23 protein-coding genes and 2 riboswitches are annotated in these 22933 nt (G+C 39.6%); of the genes, 19 read left to right on the top strand and 4 right to left on the bottom strand.

The annotated features are described in order from the left end of the window. Position 1 precedes the first annotated feature (1 nt). Both gcvH and gcvT read right to left on the bottom strand, forming a co-directional pair. Positions 2–385, bottom strand: coding sequence for a glycine cleavage system protein GcvH (gene gcvH, locus AC4HCY_RS10795; RefSeq protein ID WP_323432124.1), 384 nt, complete (start codon positions 383–385; stop codon positions 2–4). 270 nt (positions 386–655) lie between these two features. Further along, on the bottom strand, positions 656–1762 hold the full coding sequence (gene gcvT / locus AC4HCY_RS10800) for a glycine cleavage system aminomethyltransferase GcvT (protein ID WP_323432125.1): 1107 nt from the start codon (positions 1760–1762) through the stop codon (positions 656–658). A 194-nt stretch (positions 1763–1956) separates the two neighbouring features. Next, positions 1957–2048: riboswitch (glycine riboswitch) on the bottom strand. 248 nt (positions 2049–2296) lie between these two features. Here gcvT and AC4HCY_RS10805 point away from each other — a divergent pair. Beyond that, a complete protein-coding gene (locus AC4HCY_RS10805; protein ID WP_323432126.1) occupies positions 2297–3064 on the top strand; it encodes a MerR family transcriptional regulator in 768 nt (255 codons plus the stop codon). A gap of 43 nt (positions 3065–3107) precedes the next feature. On the opposite strand, the gene AC4HCY_RS10810 is transcribed toward AC4HCY_RS10805, so the two are convergent. Beyond that, a complete protein-coding gene (locus AC4HCY_RS10810; RefSeq protein ID WP_491094257.1) occupies positions 3108–3665 on the bottom strand; it encodes a hypothetical protein in 558 nt (185 codons plus the stop codon). 157 nt (positions 3666–3822) lie between these two features. On the opposite strand from AC4HCY_RS10810, the gene AC4HCY_RS10815 reads away from it, so the two are divergent. The 17 genes from AC4HCY_RS10815 to AC4HCY_RS10895 all read left to right on the top strand — a co-directional run bounded on the left by AC4HCY_RS10815 (position 3823) and on the right by AC4HCY_RS10895 (position 20741). Next, complete coding sequence (locus AC4HCY_RS10815; RefSeq protein WP_491094258.1) at positions 3823–4902, top strand: hypothetical protein; 1080 nt, start codon at positions 3823–3825, stop codon at positions 4900–4902. Further along, entirely contained in the window at positions 4903–5907 is a 1005-nt protein-coding gene (locus AC4HCY_RS10820) for a GNAT family N-acetyltransferase (protein ID WP_323432129.1), read from the top strand. Next, the gene (locus tag AC4HCY_RS10825) at positions 5904–7199 is read left to right on the top strand and encodes a B12-binding domain-containing radical SAM protein (RefSeq protein ID WP_491094259.1); all 1296 of its coding nucleotides are present in this window, start codon (positions 5904–5906) and stop codon (positions 7197–7199) included. Before AC4HCY_RS10820 ends, AC4HCY_RS10825 begins: the two co-directional genes overlap by 4 nt. A gap of 46 nt (positions 7200–7245) precedes the next feature. Beyond that, a complete protein-coding gene (locus AC4HCY_RS10830; RefSeq protein WP_491094260.1) occupies positions 7246–7869 on the top strand; it encodes a class I SAM-dependent methyltransferase in 624 nt (207 codons plus the stop codon). Beyond that, the gene (locus AC4HCY_RS10835; protein ID WP_491094261.1) at positions 7866–9230 is read left to right on the top strand and encodes a B12-binding domain-containing radical SAM protein; all 1365 of its coding nucleotides are present in this window, start codon (positions 7866–7868) and stop codon (positions 9228–9230) included. The genes AC4HCY_RS10830 and AC4HCY_RS10835 overlap by 4 nt, the downstream gene beginning before the upstream one ends. After that, positions 9231–10553 carry a B12-binding domain-containing radical SAM protein gene (locus AC4HCY_RS10840; protein WP_491094262.1) on the top strand — a complete coding sequence of 441 codons (1323 nt, stop codon included), beginning with the start codon at positions 9231–9233 and terminating at the stop codon, positions 10551–10553. Between the two features lie 18 nt (positions 10554–10571). Continuing rightward, a complete protein-coding gene (locus tag AC4HCY_RS10845) occupies positions 10572–11936 on the top strand; it encodes a B12-binding domain-containing radical SAM protein (RefSeq protein WP_491094263.1) in 1365 nt (454 codons plus the stop codon). 27 nt (positions 11937–11963) lie between these two features. Further along, positions 11964–12584: a HutD/Ves family protein gene (locus tag AC4HCY_RS10850; protein ID WP_491094264.1), complete on the top strand. Its 621-nt coding sequence runs from the start codon at positions 11964–11966 to the stop codon at positions 12582–12584. Between the two features lie 93 nt (positions 12585–12677). Further along, positions 12678–13622: a carbohydrate kinase family protein gene (locus AC4HCY_RS10855; RefSeq protein WP_323432136.1), complete on the top strand. Its 945-nt coding sequence runs from the start codon at positions 12678–12680 to the stop codon at positions 13620–13622. Next, complete coding sequence (locus AC4HCY_RS10860; RefSeq protein WP_323432137.1) at positions 13604–14536, top strand: pseudouridine-5'-phosphate glycosidase; 933 nt, start codon at positions 13604–13606, stop codon at positions 14534–14536. Before AC4HCY_RS10855 ends, AC4HCY_RS10860 begins: the two co-directional genes overlap by 19 nt. Before the next feature lie 104 nt (positions 14537–14640). Then, complete coding sequence (gene ychF / locus AC4HCY_RS10865) at positions 14641–15729, top strand: redox-regulated ATPase YchF (RefSeq protein WP_323432138.1); 1089 nt, start codon at positions 14641–14643, stop codon at positions 15727–15729. Between the two features lie 14 nt (positions 15730–15743). After that, positions 15744–16571, top strand: coding sequence for an NAD(+) diphosphatase (gene nudC, locus AC4HCY_RS10870; RefSeq protein ID WP_323432139.1), 828 nt, complete (start codon positions 15744–15746; stop codon positions 16569–16571). Positions 16572–16598: 27 nt separating this feature from the next. Continuing rightward, entirely contained in the window at positions 16599–17555 is a 957-nt protein-coding gene (locus AC4HCY_RS10875) for a 1,4-dihydroxy-2-naphthoate polyprenyltransferase (protein ID WP_323432140.1), read from the top strand. An 80-nt stretch (positions 17556–17635) separates the two neighbouring features. After that, a complete protein-coding gene (locus AC4HCY_RS10880) occupies positions 17636–18013 on the top strand; it encodes a desulfoferrodoxin (protein WP_323432141.1) in 378 nt (125 codons plus the stop codon). 170 nt (positions 18014–18183) lie between these two features. Next, positions 18184–19065, top strand: a complete 882-nt coding sequence (locus tag AC4HCY_RS10885) for a DMT family transporter (RefSeq protein ID WP_491094265.1) — start codon at positions 18184–18186, stop codon at positions 19063–19065. Positions 19066–19095: 30 nt separating this feature from the next. Beyond that, complete coding sequence (locus tag AC4HCY_RS10890; RefSeq protein ID WP_323432152.1) at positions 19096–19713, top strand: DNA-3-methyladenine glycosylase; 618 nt, start codon at positions 19096–19098, stop codon at positions 19711–19713. A gap of 23 nt (positions 19714–19736) precedes the next feature. Further along, positions 19737–20741 carry an asparaginase gene (locus tag AC4HCY_RS10895; protein ID WP_323432143.1) on the top strand — a complete coding sequence of 335 codons (1005 nt, stop codon included), beginning with the start codon at positions 19737–19739 and terminating at the stop codon, positions 20739–20741. 1 nt (position 20742) lies between these two features. On the opposite strand, the gene AC4HCY_RS10900 is transcribed toward AC4HCY_RS10895, so the two are convergent. Next, a complete protein-coding gene (locus tag AC4HCY_RS10900; RefSeq protein WP_323432144.1) occupies positions 20743–21444 on the bottom strand; it encodes a C40 family peptidase in 702 nt (233 codons plus the stop codon). 3 nt (positions 21445–21447) lie between these two features. Next, a riboswitch (cyclic di-AMP (ydaO/yuaA leader) is annotated at positions 21448–21586 on the bottom strand. Positions 21587–21925: 339 nt separating this feature from the next. Between AC4HCY_RS10900 and AC4HCY_RS10905 the strand changes: the two genes are divergently transcribed. After that, a complete protein-coding gene (locus AC4HCY_RS10905) occupies positions 21926–22744 on the top strand; it encodes a PHP domain-containing protein (RefSeq protein WP_323432145.1) in 819 nt (272 codons plus the stop codon). Positions 22745–22933: the final 189 nt, after the last annotated feature.

Raw genomic sequence — 22933 nt, forward strand, 5'->3', positions numbered from 1 at the left:
ATTAATCCTCCTTACTGCAGAATTCCTCATATTCCTGCGCATTCATAAGATTATCAAGCTCGGATTTATCGGACATTTCTATAAGCACTACCCAGCTTGCATATGGATCTTCATTGATAAGCTGAGGTGAATCCGATAATTCTTCATTAACCTCAAGGACTTTGCCTGAAACCGGAAGATATGAGTCGGAAGCCGCTTTAACAGATTCTATGACCCCGAATACCTCTCCGGCATTAAGTTCATTGTCAACCTCCGGTAATTCAACATATACTATTTCTCCCAAAGAATGCTGAGCATAATCTGTGATTCCTATATAGGCTTTTTCTCCCTCGACTCTTACCCATTCATGGTCATTTGAATAAAACAAATCCTTTTTTACTTCCATTGTTACTCCTCCTAAACTTTTTTTAATTATTCATTGTTCAGACTGCAAAACTTTGTTTTAGCCTGTTGTACTGACTGATAAAAGAGTTAATTGTGAAGGAGCTTAGAGTTTGTTAGTTTTGACGCAACCCTATGCAAGCTTACAAACTCTTAGTCCCGAAGCATAAGGTGAATTGCTCCACAGGAGCAAGAGAGCATGCCCTGGGACATTTGCAATCGTTATCAGTCAGTGCAACATATGCATTAATGAGTTATTGCAGTAAAATCTTAATTACTTTTTGTAATGCTTGGTATAAAACTTTCTGCCGACTACCTTAGCTTTCGCAGTTTTTTTCCTTATTTGTATTTCTAACGGAGTATCAAGCTCCGAGTATTTGATATCAACCATTGCAAGGCCTATATTTTTCTTTAGCGTAGGAGAATTATAGCCTGTTGTTACAAAACCAATAATTTTTCCGTCAGCTAAAACATCATATCCATGCCTTGGAATGCCCGGCTCGATCATTTCAAAGCCTACTATTTTTCGTTTTAAACCTTCTGCCTTTTGCTTTTCAAGGGCTTCTTTTCCGATAAATCCGGGTTTGTTAAGTTTTACAAACATTCCAAAACCAGCTTCCAGGGGTGTGATTTCCGCGGAAAGCTCATTGCCGTAAAGTGGCAAGTTTGCTTCAAATCTCAGAGTATCACGGGATCCAAGGCCGGCAGGCTTTGCACCTTTAGCCTTTCCGGTCTCAAGTATTTTATCCCATAAATATTCGGCATCCTCATGCTTCATGTAGATTTCAAAGCCATCCTCACCTGTATAACCGGTGCGGGATACAAGACAATTTCTGCCTGCAATCTTCACATTTTCTTTGAAATAGAAAAATGCAATTTCAGACAGATTTGTATCTGTCAGCTCCTGCAGTATTTCTTCTGCTTTAGGCCCCTGAAAGGCCACCTCAGATATATCAGGCGATATATCTGCAAACTGCATATCATAGGCTCCTATATTATTCTTCATCCATTCAACATCTTTATCAACATTGCCCGCATTGATTACAAGCATATAATGATTATTTGTATACTTGTAGACTAAAAGGTCATCGACGATGCCGCCGTCGGGATAGCACATGAGAGAGTAAATTATCTGGTTTTCATTCATATTAGATATATCATTGGTGATCAGGTTTTGAATATAGTCTGTAGCCTGCTTTCCTTTTATCTCAACTTCTCCCATATGAGATACATCGAATAAACCCGCGCTATTCCTAACAGCTTCATGTTCTGCGGTTATACCCTCATATTGTACCGGCAGTGCCCAACCTGAATAATCTACGATTTTTCCGCCATATTTTCCATGGGAATTATAAAGCGCCGTCTTTTTAGGATCACTCATAAGACTATTCCTCCTTTTAATTTTAATATATTTATCCGATAGCCTTTGCCGCTGATGCTTATATCTATAAGCCGAATGGCATTAGGCTTCGGAATAATATCTCCTAAAGTTCATACGCAGTTATCAAATGATATACAGTTGTATTGTGTCCAAAATATAAATGGATATAATAGCATAATAATAAAAGATGCCATTATATCCACTCTGTTCTTTTACCTGAGAGCTTCTACACTCACAGTGTATTTCCCCTACGGCGCCGTTTTACGGACTCTTCAGAGGTCCGTCCCATGACGATCCCTTTTGCCTGAGAGTGTTTGTAAAAAGATGGCTTCCTTTTTATAATTGCTCCTTCGGCTATCTATTATGATATCTCTCGCCATTTTCATCCGGTTGAATATTCATTTATTGCTATAATTATATAAATATATTCCAAGTATTTCAACCCCTGATATATATTTAACCCAAATATTTTAAAATTATGTTGACATTAACGTTACGTAAAGGTGTATATTGATTTTGAAAGGAGGCAAACACATGGAATATACAGTGCAAGGTTTGGCAAAGTTGGCAGGTGTCAGCACAAGGGCTCTTAGGTATTATGATGAAATCGGTATTCTTAAGCCGGCAAGAATCAATTCATCGGGATATCGTATATATGGCCAGGCGGAAATTGACAGACTGCAGCAAATAATGCTTTATAGAGAGCTGGATATAAGCTTGGACAAGATAAAAGATTTGATATCTTCACCTGCTTTTGACGGGGTCGCTGCACTTAGAGAACATCGTGAAAGACTCCTTGAAAAACGAAGCCAATTGGATGCGTTGATAGCGAATGTGGAAAAAACCATAGCCTTTGCGGAAGGGAGGATAAAAATGTTTGATAAAGAAAAATTCGAAGGCTTTAAGCGAAAAATGATCGATGATAATGAAAAGAAATATGGAAATGAGATAAGAGAAAAGTATGGTGATGATGTAGTTGATAGGTCCAATAAAAAAGTTATGGGCATGACCCGAGAAGACTATGATAAGGTAACAAAGCTTGGAGAGCAGGTTAAGGAAAAACTTTCTGAGGCCTTTAAAACCGGTGATCCCGCAGGTGAATCCGCTCAAAAAGCAGCTGAGCTTCACAAGCAATGGCTCACATATTATTGGAATGAATACAGTAAGGAAGCCCATGCGGGTGTTGCCCAAATGTATGTTGATGATGAAAGGTTCAGGGCTTACTATGATGAAAAGCAGCCGGGTACGGCAGAATTTTTTAGACATGCGATATTGATCTATACTGGCCTGGAAAGGAAGTAGCTGTTAGCTTGAAAAAGCGGTTGGGGCATCCAACCGCTTTCGCTTATTTCTTGATCTCCTGCTTTCCGGTGACCTTGCTCTTATCATCCATTGTAAAGGTACCCTTGGCTTCATCTGCAGTAAAATATACATTTCCGTCAACAGTAGCATCTACAAGCTTAAAATTCTTAGATGAAACATAAAGGTCTCCTTTAAAGGTTCCATGCTGGATGCTGGCCTCGGGGCTGTTGATGGTGAGCCTTGGTGCTGTTAAAGTATATCGGGCAGTGATGTTTCTGTTAGCATCCTGGGCATAAAGGGCGATTTTCCTTTGTATGATATCCTTGCCCTCAGCGTCTTTCTTGCCATTTTTAAATTCGCCGTCCAATACCAGCTCCTTATCAATGGTCAGGTCTTTTGTGATAGCTATGATCCATGTGCCGCTGCTGCCTATTGCCTTTTCAAATGCCGCCGCATTATCAACTATAGAAGCAGTTGTGACCTTATCCGGTGTAGCATCTGAAGGCGTTGGAGCCGGAGAAGGCGCAGGCGCAGGCTTTGCACATCCTGCAAACAGTGCAGCAGCAAGGATAAATATCGATATTAATTTCTTTGCTTTCATTAATTGCCCTCCTTGAAAGTAATAAATTTTACTTTGAATTTATTATATCCATATGAAAAAAATCAATGTAAAGTGCCTGACAGCATGTTTGTTGTCTTATGATCAGAGATTTAATATAATAAATAGTATAAGCACACAGTGGTTTGCAGGAGGAAAAATGGAATTAAAGCAAGTTGACGATATGAATGTAAAAGCTTTTTTCAAGTTTTATGAAAATCAATATTTGAATAATCCTTTTAAGCGAAATTCTATGTCAGGGCTGCTAAAGGGTTTGTTGAGCGGCAAGAGTGAATTATGCAAGTCCGCTTACCTGGAGCCGTTGATGGTGATGGATGGCGGCAGAATCATAATGATAAGCATATTGGCATATGCTTATAGGATGCCTGAGTTTCTGCAGATAGGCTTCTTTGAAGCCGAAAAATTCGATATGGAGGCTTTTGATTTAATAATAGATCGAGCCGAAGCCTTGGCTAAAGAAAAGGGTGCTGATAAAATATCGGGCTCTTTAAACATTCATGTAAATTACGGTTTGGGATTTTTAGCCAGCCATTATGAGGAGCGGCAAAGCTTTGGTATGCCACATAACCCGCCTTTTTATCATGACTTTTTTGAAAAAAGCGGCTTCAAAGCGATAGAAATGATAAGTTACAAAAAGGATATGCATTCACTTGAGCGTTTGCTCAATTCTGGACTTCAGAGGCGGATCAGAGAAAGGTATGTGGTTCGCCCAGTTGATTTCAGGGATTTGAAAGCCGAAGCATATATATATACTCAAATAAATAATGACGCTTTTAAAGAGCATCTCTTTTATTATCCGCGAAAAGCTGAAGAAGATTTAGAGCTGTTTAAGGATTTCAGATTTTTGTTAAAACCTGAAAATCTTTTGTTTGTTGAAAAAAATGGAACGCCTGTGGGATTCATGCTCTGGTATCCCGATTTTCATCAATTGATGAAGCCTTCAGAGACATTAGGCTTATCAACTGTGATTAAAAATAAATTTTTTTCTGATAAAATAGATACCTTTAAAATTGTTGAAATGGGAGTGATACCCAATGAAAAAGGGCGGGGAGCGATTTTAGCATTGTTTGACCATTGTTTTCAATGCGTTAAAGGTCGGTATGCTAATTTTGAATCCGGTTGGATCCTCGAAAATAATACTCTTTCAAAGAGCTTTGGCATTAAATGGGCAGATAGCAGGCACAAATGCTATAAAGCCTATATAAAGGATGTGCATTAATTGGCTGTCTATAGCAATTTATCGGATATCAAATCAAATTTACCTTTTGAACATGAGTTGTCAGTATTGCTGGAGCTCCTGGAAAAAGTAAATCCATGCGGTCAAATATATAGCTTTAATGAAGACAGCTTTATCCTCTCATATTCTTTAAAGCTAAACCTGCTGAATTTCAAATATGCTTTCCCGCTGAGAGCCGATGTCAGAATCATTGGATTGCCTATCTCACTCTGCTGCAAAGGCTATTGGGGAGAGGTTTCTTCTGTGGAAAGAGCCATAGAAGAGATGAAGGGGCTGAAGGTAGTGCTGAATGCCGATCCCGGGTTTAAAAGGCTCGTTGCAGGAAGAACCTTATCAACCTTTGTTTTTAATAATAGATTTTCTTCTTTTGAAGATTATCTAAAAGCACTGCGCAGTTCATATAGGAGACGGATTAAGAAGGCGCTTAAAAAAGGAGAAGGCCTTATAGTGAAATCTTTAGACAGAAAAGGATTCGGCAAGGAGCATTATGATTTGTATTTGAGCATAATGGATAGGACCCAAAACCCCTTAGAGATACTGCCTATGCAATTCTTTACCGATTATGAAGCAGATTTTTTCGAATTTATCGATTCAGGCTCCGGCAAGCTTTTGGGATTCATCCAGCTAAAAGAGCTGGGAGGAGAGCTTTGCTTTTTATTTGGCGGTTTTCGCAAGGAGTACAACGAGCCTTATGACCTTTATTACAATATGCTGCTTAAGATCATTCAAGCAGCCATAGAGAGGGGATATAGGACCATCAACTTCGGTCAAACAGCAGAAGAAAGCAAATTGAAGATAGGATGCACAGAAGTGGATAAATATTTATATTTGCATCATAGCAACCCTATTATCAATAAGCTTTTGCAGCGTTTAGTGCCTATATTTTCATACAAGCCCTATAAAATCCGGCACCATGTGTTTAACATGGACTTGAAGGAAGCCTCGTTCAAGCCGGAGATAGAGCGCGTAAAGGGGGAACTCTTATGATTGTTTTTTTGAAAAAAGTGAGAGTCAAAACCCTGTTTTCATTATTCGACCCTGTAAAGGTTGAACCCTTGGAGCTTTGCTATCTGGAGGCTGTATTAGACTCTATGGGCATTGAGTGCCATATAGCCGATGATTTATTCGGACTCAAGGAGCCAAAAGAAATCAAGCCGGATGTTATAGTCCTTACCGGTTATAACGTAGCTGAAGAGGAAATCATACTGGAAGCCGGCGCTTGCAAGGCAAAATATCCAGGAACGATTGTTATTGTAGGTGGAGTTCATGCCCAGCTTAATGCATCTGCTTTTCATCATAAAAACATAGATTATGTCATTCATTCCCAATGCTTATCGGTTTTTAAGCAGGTTATCAGGCATATTTCGGATTCAAAGAACAAGCTGATCGAGGCAGGGGTAGATTATTTCATAGATCAAGCCGGTTCGGCAGACGGCATATGGAAGGTTGGAGGAAAGCATTATATAAAAGCAGCAGACTCAATCAAAGCCGATCGCCGCTTGTTTCGAATGATCAGTCCCAAGACATCATATCTGGAGAAAAAACAGGTGGCATTGATTAAAGGAAGCATAGGCTGTCCCTATGGCTGTGAGTATTGCTACTGCAGGTGTGTAAATGGCGGAATATATATAAAGAGCGATTATGATAAAATGGTTGAAGAAATGGCTGATATTGAAGCAGAGTATTTTTGGATTGTAGATGATGTTCTTTTTGCAATGCGTGAAGATGCTTTAGCTTTTATAGAGGCCGTAAGCAAAATTGATTTAAAGGTTAAGATAATCGGATATTTAAGAGCAGACTTTATTATAAAGGAAGCAGATCTGCTGCCTAGATTGAAAAAAGCAGGGCTGGCAGAAGTGATCGTTGGCTTTGAATCTATCAATAACGAGGAATTGGAGGACTATCACAAGTCAACAGACGCGCTGCGTTATCCTGAGGCTATATCGCTGCTGAAAGAAAACTCCATAGATCTAACGGCATTATTTATGGTGCATCCGGATTATTCCCTTAGAGATTTTATTGACCTTAGAGATTTTATCAGGAAGCATGATATTGACGTTTATACCATATCTGTATTTACTCCGATAAAGGGTACAAGCAGCTATGAAAAAGTGAAGAAAGACCTGATAACTCAGGATTTAAAAAAATATGACTTTCTTCATCTGGTATTAAAGCCCAGGCTTCTGGTCCCACTATTTTATATTTTGTTTTATTGGACACATTTGAGGCTGCTAAAGTCAAAACGCATATGGAAATATATAAGTCGACACAACAGTTAAATTAGAGTTATTGCAGTTAGTTAAGTGATAAAACAGGAGGATGGTTATGACTTCCAAAATATGGGATTTTTGGGCAAGCAGATATGATAAATTATGGGTTCAAAAGTATTCATTAAAACCTACAAGAAATTATATACTGAAGCTCATAGAAAAAGGCTATAGAGGCAATAAGCATTTAAAGGTTCTGGATCTGGGCTGCGGGCCCGGTGAATTGATTGAAGAGATAGGAAAGAGATATGGAGGCTATGATATTACAGGGATAGATTATTCTGAGGCAATGCTTGAAATTTCAATGAAGAGGAACCCCAACGCCGATCATATCTGCATGGATGCGGCAGAATTGGACAAGTATGATGATGAATCTGACATCATAATCTGCACCCACTCCTTTCCCTATTATAAGGATAAAGCCAAGGTTATAGCTGATCTATCAAATATTTTAAAAGACGATGGAAGAATATTTATGGCCTTTGCCAGCGGCAACAGCTTTTATGATAGGCTTTGCTTATTCTTTGTAAAATTTACAACCGGCATGGCTTGTTATCCTTCGGATTTTCAATTCAGGGAGCTGGTTAAGCCACGGTTGGAAATAGAGGAACTGGGGGTAATCAAAGAGAAATTTTTCATGCCCAGAATTGCAGTTTATACATTGAAGAAGGTGAAAAAGTGAAGGTACTGCTCGTAAGACCAAGGCCCCACAAAGAAACCATTGGGCTTCAGCATGTTATGATATGCGAACCCCTTGAATTGGAATACTTGGTCTCCAATATACCTGATTTTATCAAAAAAAGCATAGATATAAAAATAGTAGATATGATTTTGGAGAAAATCCCATATGAGTCTGTCCTGTTAAATGAGAAGCCGGACTTTATATTATTTACGGGCTATATCACCCATGTAGGGATTATAAAAAAGCTGGCGGAGCAAGCCAAAGGATTATTGCCGGAAATAAGCACAGGGGTCGGAGGCGTTCATGCGGAGGTAGTGCCTGAGGATTTCAAATGCCGGTATATAGATTTCGTGTTTGACAGAAATGGCATTGACGGATTTAATGAAGCATTGAAAGCCTTGCTGGAAGGCAAGAGCAAATCGGATATCAGAAAGATGCTCAAGGACTCAGGACCAAAAAAATACAGCTTTTCATATAAGCATCCTGCCCGTGAGGCTGTCTCACAGTATAGGAAGCATTATTATTATATGTTTCACAAGCCATGTGCATTGATCAAGACCTCCTTTGGCTGTCCATATAACTGCCAGTTTTGTTTTTGCAGAGAAATTACAGATGGAAAGTACTTTGCAAGGGCTGTTGAAGATGTTATAAACGAACTGGAAGCCATAAAAGAAGAAGAAATATATATAGTGGATGATGATTTCTTGTATGATGCGGACCGGGTCGTGGCTTTCATAGCCGCTATCAGAGAAAGAAATATTAAAAAGAGGTTTCTTGTATACGGGCGAGCAGACTTTATTGTTGAGAATGAAGGCCTTCTGAAGGAATTCAAAGATTGCGGCCTGCAGGCAGTAATAGTCGGCATTGAGTCCATAAGAAGCAAGGACTTGGATGATTATCGTAAAGGAACCACAAAGCAGATCAACGAGAAATGCATAGAAATACTGAAGAGCATGGATATTGAGCTTTATGCCACATTGATAATTCCGCTGGATTTCAGCAAAAAAGATTTTAAAGAACTGACTGCCTGGTTAAAAGCTCTTGAAGTAAGGTTTGTGAACCTTCAGCCATTAACGCCCTTGCCCGGGACAGATATTTTTGATATGTACCTGCCGGAATTGCTGATCCGCCGCGAAGATTATCATCTCTGGGATATGGCTCATATAGCCCTTAAGCCGAAGCATATGGGCATATCAGAATTTTATTTGCAGCTGTTGACTTCATATTATAAGGTTATTATGAGACCAAAGCATATGGCTGCGCTGATAAAAAAGTATGGTATCAGAGCTAATATTAAAATGCTCATAGGCAGCAGCTTTGTAAGCTGGCAGTATTTGCAGAAAATTTGGAGAGGAAAATAAATGAGGAAATTATTATTGATTCAACCCAGTCCTTATGATAAATTTAAACGCCCAATAAAAAAGAAACGATTGTATTTTGTCGGTTTAGCTATGCCTTTATTGGCTGCCATGGCTCCGGAGGATTGGACTGTAGAGATTGTATTGGAATTGCTGGAGGAAGTACCGATGGATACCGATGCGGACTTGATCGGCATAAGCACCATGGGTCATGGGGTCATACGCTCTATTGATCTGGCCAGGGCTTTTCGTGAAAGAGGGAAAACAGTGATATTAGGCGGCTATATGGCCAGCATCATGGCGGAAGAAGCGTTGAAATACTGTGATGCTGTTGTGGTTGGCGATGCGGAGCTGGTATGGAAAGAGCTGTTAGAGGATTTTAAAAAGGGAAGGATTAAAAAAATATACCGAAATGAGTTAAAAAACGGAAGCTTTTCAACACCTCTGCCAAGGTTTGATTTGATCATGGACAAGCCAATAGGGGATTTTCTTCCCGTACAGGCGGGAAGGGGCTGTCCCAACAACTGCAGTTTTTGTTCCGTGGCCTGCTTATATAAAGGGCACTATATCAAAAAATCTTTGGAAGAGGTGATCAGAGATATACAGCAAGTAGCAGATTTAGGATTTAAAAAATTCCTGCTTCTAGATGATAATATCTTCTCTGATAGAGAATATTTACTGGAGCTGATGAAACATATAAAAAGCATGAATATGTCCTGGATGAGCCAGTGCGACATCAGAATAGGAGAAGATGACGAATTGCTGAGAATCTTAGCTGACAGCGGCTGTACCACCTTGAGCTTTGGTCTTGAAAGCATTTCTAAAGAGAGCTTAAAGGCTATGAATAAAGGCTGGGCAAATCCGTCTGATTATCCCAGGTTGATCAGGAATATACGGTCCCATGGCATTGATGTATCGACGGAAATGGTCGTTGGCGGAGAAGGAGACACCATTGCTTCAATAAAGGACACAAAGGAATTCATTGAGAGAAACAAAATAGGGGTACCCAGGTTTTATATATTGACCCCCATACCCGGCACAAGATTTTTTAAAGAAATAGAAAAGCAAAAACGTCTGGTCAAGGAGGATATTTACAGCTTTGACGGTACGGAGGCCGTTTATATGCCTGCCAATATGTCGCCTGAGGAGCTTACTGAAGCTTATTGGCAGCTTTATGAATCTTTATTTACCATTCCCTCAATAGTTAAGAGGAATATTTTCCGAAGAGAATTTATCAAAAATCCGGGTAAGTATTTGTTTAACTGCATAGTAAATCTATATTACCGGCATCAAATAAAACAAAGGATTACGCCAAATATCTTTTAGCTATGAGGAGGCAATGAAATGAAAATATTATTGGTAAGGCCCCCGAGGATCAAACAGGCTATAACCCTGAGCGATTTCATGTTTTCAGAGCCCTTGGGCTTAGAGATGATCTATGGGGTTTTAAAGGAGAGCCATAATGTAGAGATTTTTGATATGATGATTGAAACTATAAGTCTGAAGGATAAAATAGAATTATGCAGTCCGGAAGCCGTGGGCATCACCAGTTTATGCATTGATGTAAATAAAGTTCTCGACCTTTGCATTGAAGTAAAAAACGTGGATGATCAGATGCACACCATTGTGGGAGGAACACAAGCATATTTAAATTCTGAAGCTTTTTTTCATGACGCCGTAGATCATATCTTTGAATATACAAATGAAGAAAACCTTATAGAGCTCTATGAAAGGTTAGCTCTAGGGTCAATGAGATCCAAAATCGATGGAGTCAGATCCAAAAAATTTAGTTATGCATCAACAGGAAAGAAAGGCAGAAATGCTTACCTGACGCCTGATAGGTCTTCTACTGAAAAGTATCGTCGTGAATACTCCTACTTTGGCTATCGTCCCGCAGCGATAATGGAGTTTGGTGTGGGCTGTGGGAAAGTTTGTGATTTCTGCTTGAGATGGAGGATTGAAGGCTATGAGGAAGTCTTAATTGATCCGGAACTGACCAAAAGGGATATGGTACAAATTAAAGAGCCTACTATAATGATGATGGATAACGATTTTTTTGCGAGCGAAGAAAAAATCAAGGCATTTCTTAGCTTGATAAGAGGAATGGGTATAAAGAAGAACTTTATAGTATATGGTTCGGTCAAAGGCATAATTTTATATAAAAATGCAATTAAAGAGTTTGTAGAATGCGGCTTGAAGGCTGTCTTAGTGGGCTATGAAACATTTAAAGATGCGGAGCTGGCGGACTACCGGAAAAAATCCACAATAGAGGATAACTATAAGGCGGCCGGAATCCTTGGGGAACTAGGCGTGGATGTTTGGGCATCCTTTATGGCTCATCCGGATTGGGATGCGAATGATTTCAGTGCATTGAGAAGATATATAAAAAGCCTTAAACCCCAGATAACCAGTATCAGTCCCTTGACTCCGTTCCCTAATCTGCCGATGTATAAAAAATATGAAGACAGGTTGCTCTATAATGCAAAGGATTATGAAAAGTGGAGCTTTGGACAAGTGATGATCCGCCCTTCCGGAATGAGCCTGCGAAGATATTATTGGGAACTGCTGGTGACAAATCTATATGTAAATATTTTTGTAAACAAAAAAACAGAAATGATTGACCGATATGGATTGATGAATATAATAAGGATTTTTACAGGCTCTTTAAAGGCTTTTAATAAATATATTTCCTTGATGATCAAAAATTGATAATGATTGAGAGGTGTGGTATTAAAGATGGAGTATGAAATTGAAATTATAAAAAAAGAGCAGCTTCAAACAAGTCTTTGGTCAGGCGGTACAACAACACAGCTTGCAATTTACCCCAAGGATGCTGTTTACAGCCAGCGCAATTTTATTTGGCGCCTGAGCTCGGCACAGGTTGAAGCAGAAGAGTCTGTTTTTACCTCATTGCCGGGTATAAGCAGGATCATTATGATCATTGAAGGAGAATTGTTTCTGGAGCATGAAGGTCACTATAAGAAGGTTCTGAAAAGATTTGATCAGGACTCCTTCAGCGGAAGCTGGACGACTAAAAGCTATGGAAAAGTGGTAGATTTCAATCTGATGATGAGGGAAGGCTGTGAGGGAGATCTGGAAGCCATACATCTGGATGGAGAGGCAACTAAAGCCGTTGACTTCCAAAATAAAAAGGGGTTTTTCCGATGTGTGCAGGCTATGTACTGTGTCAATGGTGAGGTAAGCATCAAAGCTGCCGGGGAAGACAAAAATATTATACATAAAGGAGATATTATATTAATAAAAGCAAAGGATTGCGAGTGCGGTTCTTCGGATTTCGAGATATTTAATATAAAAAGTGACAGAGCTGACTTAATCCTGGCTCGAATATATTGCTGAAGCCTTTTTGATATTTAATCTCATTTTGACTAATAGATGGTTTTGTAGTAAATTTATGATATGATCAGTTAAAATAATAAAGGAGTCAAGAAGATGAGTAATTCCTATATTGCAATTGTAGGCGGCGCAAATATGGATATACAGGGCTTTCCCTATGAAAGATTCATTCCCCGAGACTCAAACCCGGGGAAGATAAAAGTATCCCTCGGAGGAGTGGGTAGAAATATTGGGGAAAATCTGGTGAAGCTTGGAATCGAAACAAGGCTGTTGAGCGTTATCGGAGACGATCCTTACGGCTATGCCATACTTAAAGAAGCTAAATCGATCGGGCTTGATATGAGAGATACATTGGTGCTTAAAGGAGAGTCAACCTCTACATATCTGTCTATACTCGACGAGTCAGGCGATATGGCTGCGGCAATATCCTATATGGATATTTGTGAAAGCATGAGCGTTGATTTTATAAAAGAAAAAAGGAATGTGATCGAGGATTCAAAGCTCTGCGTTATTGACACCAATATACCCGGAGAAGTGATCGAATATATCGTTACGACATACAAAGGAACTGACTTTTTTCTTGATACTGTTTCAACTGCAAAGGCAAAAAAGGTTAAAGAATTGATTGGATATTTCCACACCATCAAGCCTAATAAACTTGAGGCTCAGATGCTCACGGGAATTGAAATAAAAGATGATGATGATCTGAAGAGAGCCTCGGAATATTTTCTGGCAAAAGGAGTCAAAAGGGTCTTTATAAGCCTGGGTGATAGCGGAATATTCTACAATGACGGAAGCAGTATTGCTCACATACAAGTGCCCAAAATTAGAGTAGTCAATGCTACAGGAGCTGGGGATGCCTTTATGGCAGCTCTCGCTTATGGGCATTATTATAATCTGAGCATCAAGGAAAGCGCCAATATGGCTGTAGCCGCATCAATACTCGCTCTTTCACACGAGGATACCATTAATCCTGATATATCGGTGCAAAATATAAAATCAAAGATGAAGGAGATAAATTTATGCTGGGAAAATATTTAGATATAAAACCGGAAGTTGCAGATGCAATAAAAAACGAAAAGGCTGTTATTGCCTTGGAATCAACCATCATATCTCATGGAATGCCATATCCGCAAAATGTGGAGACTGCACTCAATGTGGAAAAAATCGTGAAAGAAAATGGAGCAGTACCTGCTACCATTGCAATTCTTCAGGGAAAGCTGAAGGTCGGCTTGACGGAGGAGGAAATAGAATATCTGGGAAAGGCAAAGAATGTTGTGAAAACCTCCAGAAGGGATATGCCCTTTATAGTTTCTGAAAAGCTTGATGGAGCTACCACAGTAGCATCTACTATGATTATCGCAGCACTGGCAGGTATCAAGGTCTTTGCAACAGGCGGGATAGGCGGAGTACATAGGGGAGCCCAGGAAACCTTTGATATTTCAGCGGATCTTCAGGAGCTTGCCCGCACCAATGTGGCCGTGGTATGTGCGGGAGCAAAATCAATACTTGATATAGGCTTGACACTTGAGTATTTAGAGACTCAGGGAGTGCCTGTAATAGGCTTTGGTACGGGTGAGATGCCGGCTTTTTATACGAGGAGAAGCGGTTATAAGGTTGACTATAGAGTAGACTCAGTAAAGAAGCTTGCTGATATTCTTAAGGCAAAATGGGATCTGGGCCTTAACGGTGGGATAGTCATAGCCAATCCTATACCGAAAAAATATGAGATGGACTATGATATGATTACAAAGGCTATCGGAAATGCTGTTGCAGAAGCGGAGCAAAAAGGTATAAAAGGAAAGGAATCCACTCCATTCCTACTTGCAAAGGTAAAAGAGATCACAGGCGGAGAGAGCCTGGAATCCAATATTGCTCTCATATATAATAATGCGATGGTTGGGTCTCAGCTTGCAGTTGAACTTGCAAAGCTTGAAAGGCAATGCGGTCTATAAACATGATGCAAAGAATAAGAATTTTATGATACAATACAATTGTATATCTTAGAAAAGGAGTTGAAAAGCAGGGTTATTTAATATAGTAATCCCTGCGTATTATAATGAAAATTGGATTGATAGGACTGCCGTCTGTCGGCAAAACTACTTTGTTTAATCTGTTGACGGGATCAGATCAGGAAGTAGCAGGCTTCTCAACGGGCAAGGTCGATGCAAACCTCGGCATAGCGAAGATACCGGATGAAAGGATTGACTTCCTCAGTCAAATGTATGAACCCAAGAAAACGACATATGCAACCATTGAGGTTATCGATGTCCCTGGCCTGGTGAGCGGCTCTTCCACAGGCAAAGGAGTAGGCAATCAATTTTTGGATAACATAAGAAAAACCGATGCTTTGATACATATAATCAGGGCTTTTAAATCTGACGATGTTATTCATGTCGAAGGCAGCATCGATCCCATGAGGGACATAGAAACCATAAATATGGAGCTGCTTTTTGCCGATTTGGGAGTGATAGATAATAGAATAGAAAGAATACAAACCTCTAAAAAGGTCACAAAAGAAAATCTGGCTGAACTGGAAGTGCTTAAAAAGTGTAAGGAAGGTCTTGAAAATGGGCTTTTGATACACAATCTGAATCTAAGCGATGAGGAGAAGGATCATCTTAAAACCTTTGGCTTCTTATCTGAAAAGCCTATGATTTTAGTTGTCAATGTGGATGAAGACCAGCTCAGGGCTGACGATTATCCTTCTAAGGAAGCTCTTATGGAGCACTCTAAAAATGTTGATACGCCTCTTATTCAATTATGTATAAAGTCGGAGCTGGAGATAGCCAAATTGGATCCTGAAGACAGGGAGATGTTTTTGGAGGATCTGGGAATAACTGAATCCGGGGTTGATAAGCTTTCCAGGACCGCCTATGAGTATCTTGGGTTGATTTCCTTCCTTACTGCGGGAAACGATGAAGTGAGGGCATGGACGATAAATAAGGGCACTTCAGCGCGAAAGGCAGCCGGCAAGATTCATTCCGATATAGAAAAGGGCTTTATAAGGGCAGAGGTGTGCAAGTTCAGCAATTTGAAGGAACTTGGTTCCATGCAGAAGGTTAAGGAAAAGGGCCTGGCTACCCTGGAAGGCAAGGAATATATCGTGGAAGACGGAGATATCATCAATTTCAGGTTTAATGTATAGCAAGAGAGAGGAATATGGAATTGTTTATAGATGATTTTAATCTGGGCAGTTTACCCTCGGCTGATGATAGAGAGCCCTATTTTTGGTTTTTGTTTCATAAGGATAAAATATTATTAAAAAAGACTGACGAGGCTTATAAGATTCCGGATTCCATGGATGTTTTCGCCGAAGATTTAGCTGGAAAAAGCTTTTATATAGGCAGTATAGATAATAATCCCTGCTATGCATCAAGGCTGCCTGAAGAAAAGACTATTCCTAGGGGCATGGAAGCCTTTAATCTCAGGCAAGCATATTCTGAAATAGGAGATGTTTTCTTTCAGATAGCAGGTCGTGCTGTTCAAATAGTAAATTGGGATGAAAAGCATAGGTTTTGCGGAAAATGCGGGGAAAAGACTGTGGATAAAATTGATGAGCATGCCAAGATATGCCCACGCTGCGGGCTCTTTTTTTATCCGAGGCTATCCCCTGCTATCATTGTAGCCATAGTAAAAGATAATAAAATCCTTTTGGCTAAGAATAAAAATTCAATTACCGGTTTTTACAGCGTATTGGCAGGCTTTGTTGAGGCAGGAGAATCCCTGGAGGAATGTGTAAGAAGAGAGGTTAGGGAAGAGGTCGGCATTGAAATTAAGAATATTGAGTACTTTGGCAGTCAGCCATGGCCATTCCCCAATTCTTTGATGATTGGCTTTACGGCAGAATATGATAAAGGCAAAATTGTGCTGCAGGAAAATGAGATACAGCACGCTGATTGGTTTGAGGTAGGTGATATGCCTCAAATCCCCGGAAGCATAAGTATTTCGCGAAAATTGATAGATTGGTTCATCGGGAACAACAAATGATATATGAGCAAAATAGGAGAGTCGCATATGACCATAAACAGTTTTTTGAAGCTGGTCGAGATACAAACCAAGGCAGCGAGCATCATCCCTTTTTTAATAGGAACTTTTTATGCAATATATAGATATGATAGCTTTATATTAAGAAATTTTCTATTGATGTTTGTTTCATTATTATGTATAGATATGGCCACTACTGCAATCAATAATTATCAGGACTATAAAAAAGCAAATGTGAAATATGGCTATGGGTACGAAAGCCATAATGCTATTGTCAGATATAATTTGAGCGAAAGAAGCGTAAGGGCAACGATTTTTATATTATTGGCCATAGCTGCAGCATTTGGATTTTTGCTGTATTTAAACACCAATATCATTGTGCTTCTCATTGGCGGAATGTCTTTTATAATAGGTATAGCTTATTCCTATGGTCCGGTGCCTATATCCCGCACTCCCTTCGGAGAGATATTTTCGGGCGGGGTTATGGGTTTCTTTATACCTGTATTGGCCATATATATTCATGTGCTTGACCGGGGCATTATAACATTAGGAATCAGCGGAGGCATCTTGAATCTCAGGGTTAACATTGCGGAATTGTTTTATATAATCCTGCTGTCATTGCCCTCAGTTATAGGAATCGGTGACATAATGCTGGCCAATAACATATGCGATATAGAAGATGATATTCAAAACGGCAGATATACTTTGCCCGTATATATAGGAAAAGAAAAGGCATTGAAGGTTTTCATAGCATCGTATCATTTTGCATATTTGATACTTTTGATTTTAATTGTATTGAAGGCAATTCCATATTTTTGTATTTTGCTTCTTGCAACTTATTTCCTGGTCAGCGAGCATATTAAGCTTTTTTATGAACATCAGAGCAAAAAAGATACCTTTGTGCTGGCAGTCAAGAACTTTATTATCATTAACGGGGCTTTGGCCATCGCATTAGGACTTGGAGCGGTCATAAGCGTTTTGATTTGACATAGAATGGTATATTATTTATAATTATTATTGATAGCCATACTTTACAAAGAAATAATTATTTGAGAGGTGGGTATAACATGAAAGAAAAAGTAACTTTTTACCGCTGCAGTGTATGCGGGAATATTGTAGAGCTTATAAAAAACGGCGGAGGGGAGCTCGTATGCTGCGGCAAACCGATGACAAAGCTGGTTGCAAACACTACTGATGCTTCTCAGGAAAAGCATGTACCGGCTGCCTCCAGGAAGGATGGCAAAATAGTAGTAGAGGTTGGGTCTGTACCGCATCCTATGATACCTGAGCACTTCATTGAATGGATTGCTGTTGTATCTGATAACGGAATTGAAAGGATTCATTTAAATCCGGGGCAGGAACCCAAAGCTGTATTCTGTGATAAAGACAGCGTAGATGTTTACGAATACTGCAATCTTCACGGCCTATGGAAATCAAATCTATAACCTGAAGTATAGAGTAAAAAACAGAGTTGGGGTTAACAACTCTGTTTTTATGTTAAAGCTTGAACAATATATTTTATATCTTTATTGATATATTCAAAGGATTTTTTTATAAAAGGTAGAATAAGAATGATGTTATAATACTAAGTTATAAATTGATGTGGAGTGAAGAAATGAATACAGGAATATTTAAAGATCAACGTTATAAATCAATAGTTTTTCTTATACTGGCTTCAATACTTTGGAGCACCGGCGGAATCCTTATCAAGCTTGTAGACTGGAATCCTATAGCAATAGCGGGGGCCAGGAGCTTCATTTCTTCTATTGTGGTTTGGCTATATCTTAGAAAGCCTATGTTTACATGGTCAAAAGCTCAATTAGGAGGAGCCGTAGCCTATGCATCCACTGTAATTCTATTTGTAACCGCAAACAAGCTTACAACAGCAGCTAATGCAATACTGCTGCAGTTTACAGCTCCAATTTTTGTTGCAATATTAGGTGTCTGGATTCTTAACGAAAAAATAAAATGGTACGATTATTTGTCTATTGCCGCAGTGGCTGCAGGCATGCTGCTTTTCTTTATAGATAATGTGGGCTCAGGAAGCATGCTGGGTAATTTGCTTGCTGTCATAAGCGGTTTTTTTCTTGCTTGCGTGACAATTGCTCTAAGGCTTCAAAAGGATGGATCTCCTGTTGAAACCACTTTTATAGGAAATGTGCTCACCTTCATTGTTGCAATTCCCTTTATGATAGGGAAGATACCTGATATGCAAAGCATATTAGGCATCATATTATTGGGTATATTTCAGCTTGGCTTTGCCTATATTTTATATGCATTGGCTATGAAGCATCTGTCGGCATTGGAGGCAATATTGATAACCGTCCTTGAACCTTTATTGAATCCTATTTGGGTATTTTTATTTGCAGGCGAAAAACCAAGTCCATATGCAATTTTAGGAGGAGCGATCGTCATAATATCTGTTACTTTGAGGAGCATCGCTGTAACTAAGGAATCAGCGAAGAAAGACGAAGAACATAAATCGGAGGTCGGTTAGGTGCATTTTGATTCAGCAGGTAAATTGGAGTTGGTAAAGCTTAATGGGAGTTTCTACAGGGAAAATGCTGTTGATCTATCAAAGCAGCTTCTTGGCAAATATTTAGTGCATATAGTCAAGAATGAGAAGCTTATAGGAAGGATTGCAGAGGTTGAAGCATATATGGGCTATGACGATAAGGCGGCTCACAGCTATAAGGGCAGAAGAACGGCCAGGACAGAAGTCATGTATGGTGAAGAGGGGCATGCTTATGTGTATTTCATATACGGCATGCATTATTGCTTAAATGTTGTAGCTGCAGAAAAAGAAATTGCCCAGGCTGTACTTATCAGGGCCGCAGAGCCTGTAAAAGGCTTGGAACATATGGCAAATTACAGGTATGGGAAAGCTGTTGAAGAGCTGAAGAAGAGCCAAGTTAAGAATTTGACCAATGGGCCGGGAAAGCTCTGCAAAGCTTTTAATATAACCAAGGAATTAAATGGAGAAGATTTGACGGGTGATAGACTTTTTATATGTGAAAATCAGGCGCAGGAGGATAGTTTTGAGATTGTAAAAGCAAAGAGGATAGGCATTGATTATGCCGAAGAGGCAAGAGATTTTCCTTGGAGGTTTTACATTAAAGATAATCCATATGTAAGCATTATATAAAAATTGATTTTGGGGGTTATGCAATGAAAAAGCCTAGGGTAGCCATAATATTCACAGGTGGAACTATATCAATGACGGTGGACCCTCGGATAGGTGCCGCTATACCATCTTTGTCAAATGATGAGATCATGTCTTTGGTGACGAATATCGATAAATTTGCTGAAATCGAATCCATAGATTTCGGCAAGCTGCCGGGACCTCATATAGGCCCATTAAAAATGATGGAGTTACGCAGCCTGGTTTTGAAAACCATCAGCAGAGATGATATTTGCGGAGTAATAATTACCCATGGGACGGATACATTGGAAGAAACTGCTTATCTTCTGGATCTATCCATAAACTGTGAGAAGCCCATAGTCGTTGCCGGCGCTATGAGAAACAGTTCTGAATTGGGCTATGACGGACCCAGCAATCTGGCAGCCGCCGTATGTACAGCGATTTCACCGTACTCAAAAAATAAGGGTGTACTGGTGGTAATGAACAATACAGTAAATGCAGCCGGAGAAGTTACCAAGACGAACACATTGAGCTTGGATACTTTCAAGTCTTTGGAATTCGGGGCTCTGGGGGTTGTAGATAACGACAGGGTAATATTCCATAGAGATGTAATAAACAGACAGTACATACCTACAGATGGAATTGAGACCGATGTGGATCTGATAAAATGTGCTGCGGGTATGGATTCAAAATTTATAAAATACTCAGTGGATACAGGTGCCAAAGGCATTGTGCTTGAGGCCCTGGGGAGAGGAAATGTGCCTCCTAAAATGATTGAGGGCATAAAATATGCCATAGATAATGGAGTTTTTGTAGTAATGGTATCGAGATGTCCTACCGGAAGAGTATTGGATACCTATGGTTATGAAGGAGGCGGTAAGCAACTGAGAAATATGGGAATAATCCTAGGCGGAAATCTTCCGGGCCAGAAAGCCAGAATAAAGCTTATGCTGGCTCTTTCCTTGACTCGTGATATGGAGAAATTGCGACGTATCATGGAGCAAGGCGAATATTACGAGAATGAAATATAGGCTACATCACTCTTTTTGCACCGAAATATCTTTGTGCATAATAGCTGTTGCTTAAATTGCTAATAGTTACGCCTTTTGAACTGCTGGCATGGATAAAGTCGCCGTTGCCTATATATATCCCCACATGGGATGCACCCGGAGCATAAGTTGTAAAGAATACAAGATCTCCTGCTCTGAGATTAGCTTTGGTTATATAGGTTCCGGTGGGATATAAAGATTCTGTAGTCCTTGGAAGCCAGATTCCATATTTACCATAGACATAGTGGACAAAACCGGAACAGTCAAAACCGCTTGGAGAAGTTCCGCCCCATACATAGGGCACTCCCATATAAGATTTTGCTGCCGCCACGATATTGCTCCCGCTTGTTCTCTCAACCGTTCCTCTGGAGCTTAAGGCAGCTGACGAGCTGTTGTTCAATGCCCTGTAAGTATTTTTGCCTACTATTCCGTCAGCATATAAACCATTTGCTTTCTGAAATCTGATGACTGAATTTTTTGTTATACTTCCAAAATAGCCTGTAACATTATTATTGAAATATCCTAAACCTTTGAGCTTGGTCTGAAGCGTGCTCACATCAGAGCCCCTCATGCCCATTTTCAGTGTAGTATAGCCATAATCAGCTTGTACAATATTAGCGGACAAAAAAATGACTAATACCATTGCGAAGACTGTGAAGCACAGCTTCGAATATCTTCCTTGCATCAATATTCTCCTCTCATCAGCCTGCGAAGTTAGTTGACGGATTAGGTTGAGAGCTTCCCTTAAACGGCCTTTAAGAGCCCGTTTATTCACCCCAGAGTTAGTTCCTCCGCTCCACAAAAGGTGGACTAGGCTTTTTTGTAATTATATAAGACAGAAGCATATAATTAAACCTGTAATATATTGAAGAAGATATATAATATTCATAATATGACTTATTGAGCATTATATAGTAAATTTCAACAAGCTATAGTTATCCTGATCATATAAAGCCGCTGTTTCCGTCCATGCATTTATTTTCAACTGTGCCAAGCGGTTATAAAAATGATTGAAGAGGCGGTGCTCTAATTTGTTATGCGCTTTTAGAAGGGAAAAATTGCATATAATACATATTGTGCAGGATAAAGCTTCGTAGTATAATAGCTATTGAAATCTTTCACTTGCTATGAAAGATTTTTACTATTTTTGAATGGAGGATAATATCTTGAACAATGATAAGATAGACTTGCACATTCATACTTCAGCTTCAGACGGGACGTGGACCGCTGATGAAGCCGTTGCTGAAATAATTAAGAATAATATAAGCATGTTTGCTATTACGGATCATAATTCAGTAGAAAATGTAGAGACAGCGGCTGAGCTTGCGGCAAAGGCAGGCTTAGCCTTTATACCGGGTGTAGAAATTGATACTTCCTTTAATAAAGCTAATCTTCATATACTTGGGTATGGCATAGATATACTTGACGACGGCTTGCTAAAGCTGATATCCCGGAATAGAGATTTTATGGAAGAAAAAGATGAGGAAAGCATAAAATTCCTCTATGAGAAAGGCCTTGACGTGAGCCTGTCGGATTACGGCCGTTATCAGAATAATCCGAAGCGGGGCGGATGGAAAGCTTTAAACTATTTGATAGACAAGAAGATCTGCAGTAATACAAAAGATTTCTTCCCCCTTTTCGACGGCTGGGGAAATCCATTTGAAAAAATGAAGTTTCCTGATCCCAAAGAAGTTATTTCTGTGATAAAAAACGCAGGCGGTATAGCTGTGTTGGCTCATCCGGGCGCACCCTTTTATCGCTTTAATTTTAAAGACATATTGCATGGCATGCTGGATGAGGGCATAATGGGCATAGAATGCTACCATCCTGAGAATAACCCCGATATAACAAAGCATTGCAGTAAATTTTGCCAGGCTAACAATCTCTTTATAACCGGAGGCTCTGACTGTCACGGCACCTTTTTTGCTGCAAGGAAAATCGGCATACCAAGTATTGCGCGCGGCAGCATAAGGCTTGGTATATAAATTAGAGTTATTGCAATAGAATGAAACATAAATCACTGAACTAACAAAACTAATAAGACCCAAAAGGAATACATTCACCCTGAGTTCTTAGTTCTGAACTCTATGTAGGTGTTCAGTAAAGTGAAATAAATTGGTTACGGACACCAAAAAGTAACAGTAATTAACAGTAAAGCAATAACAAAAGGACTG

This window comes from Lutispora sp. QWL-02 (assembly GCF_058315355.1).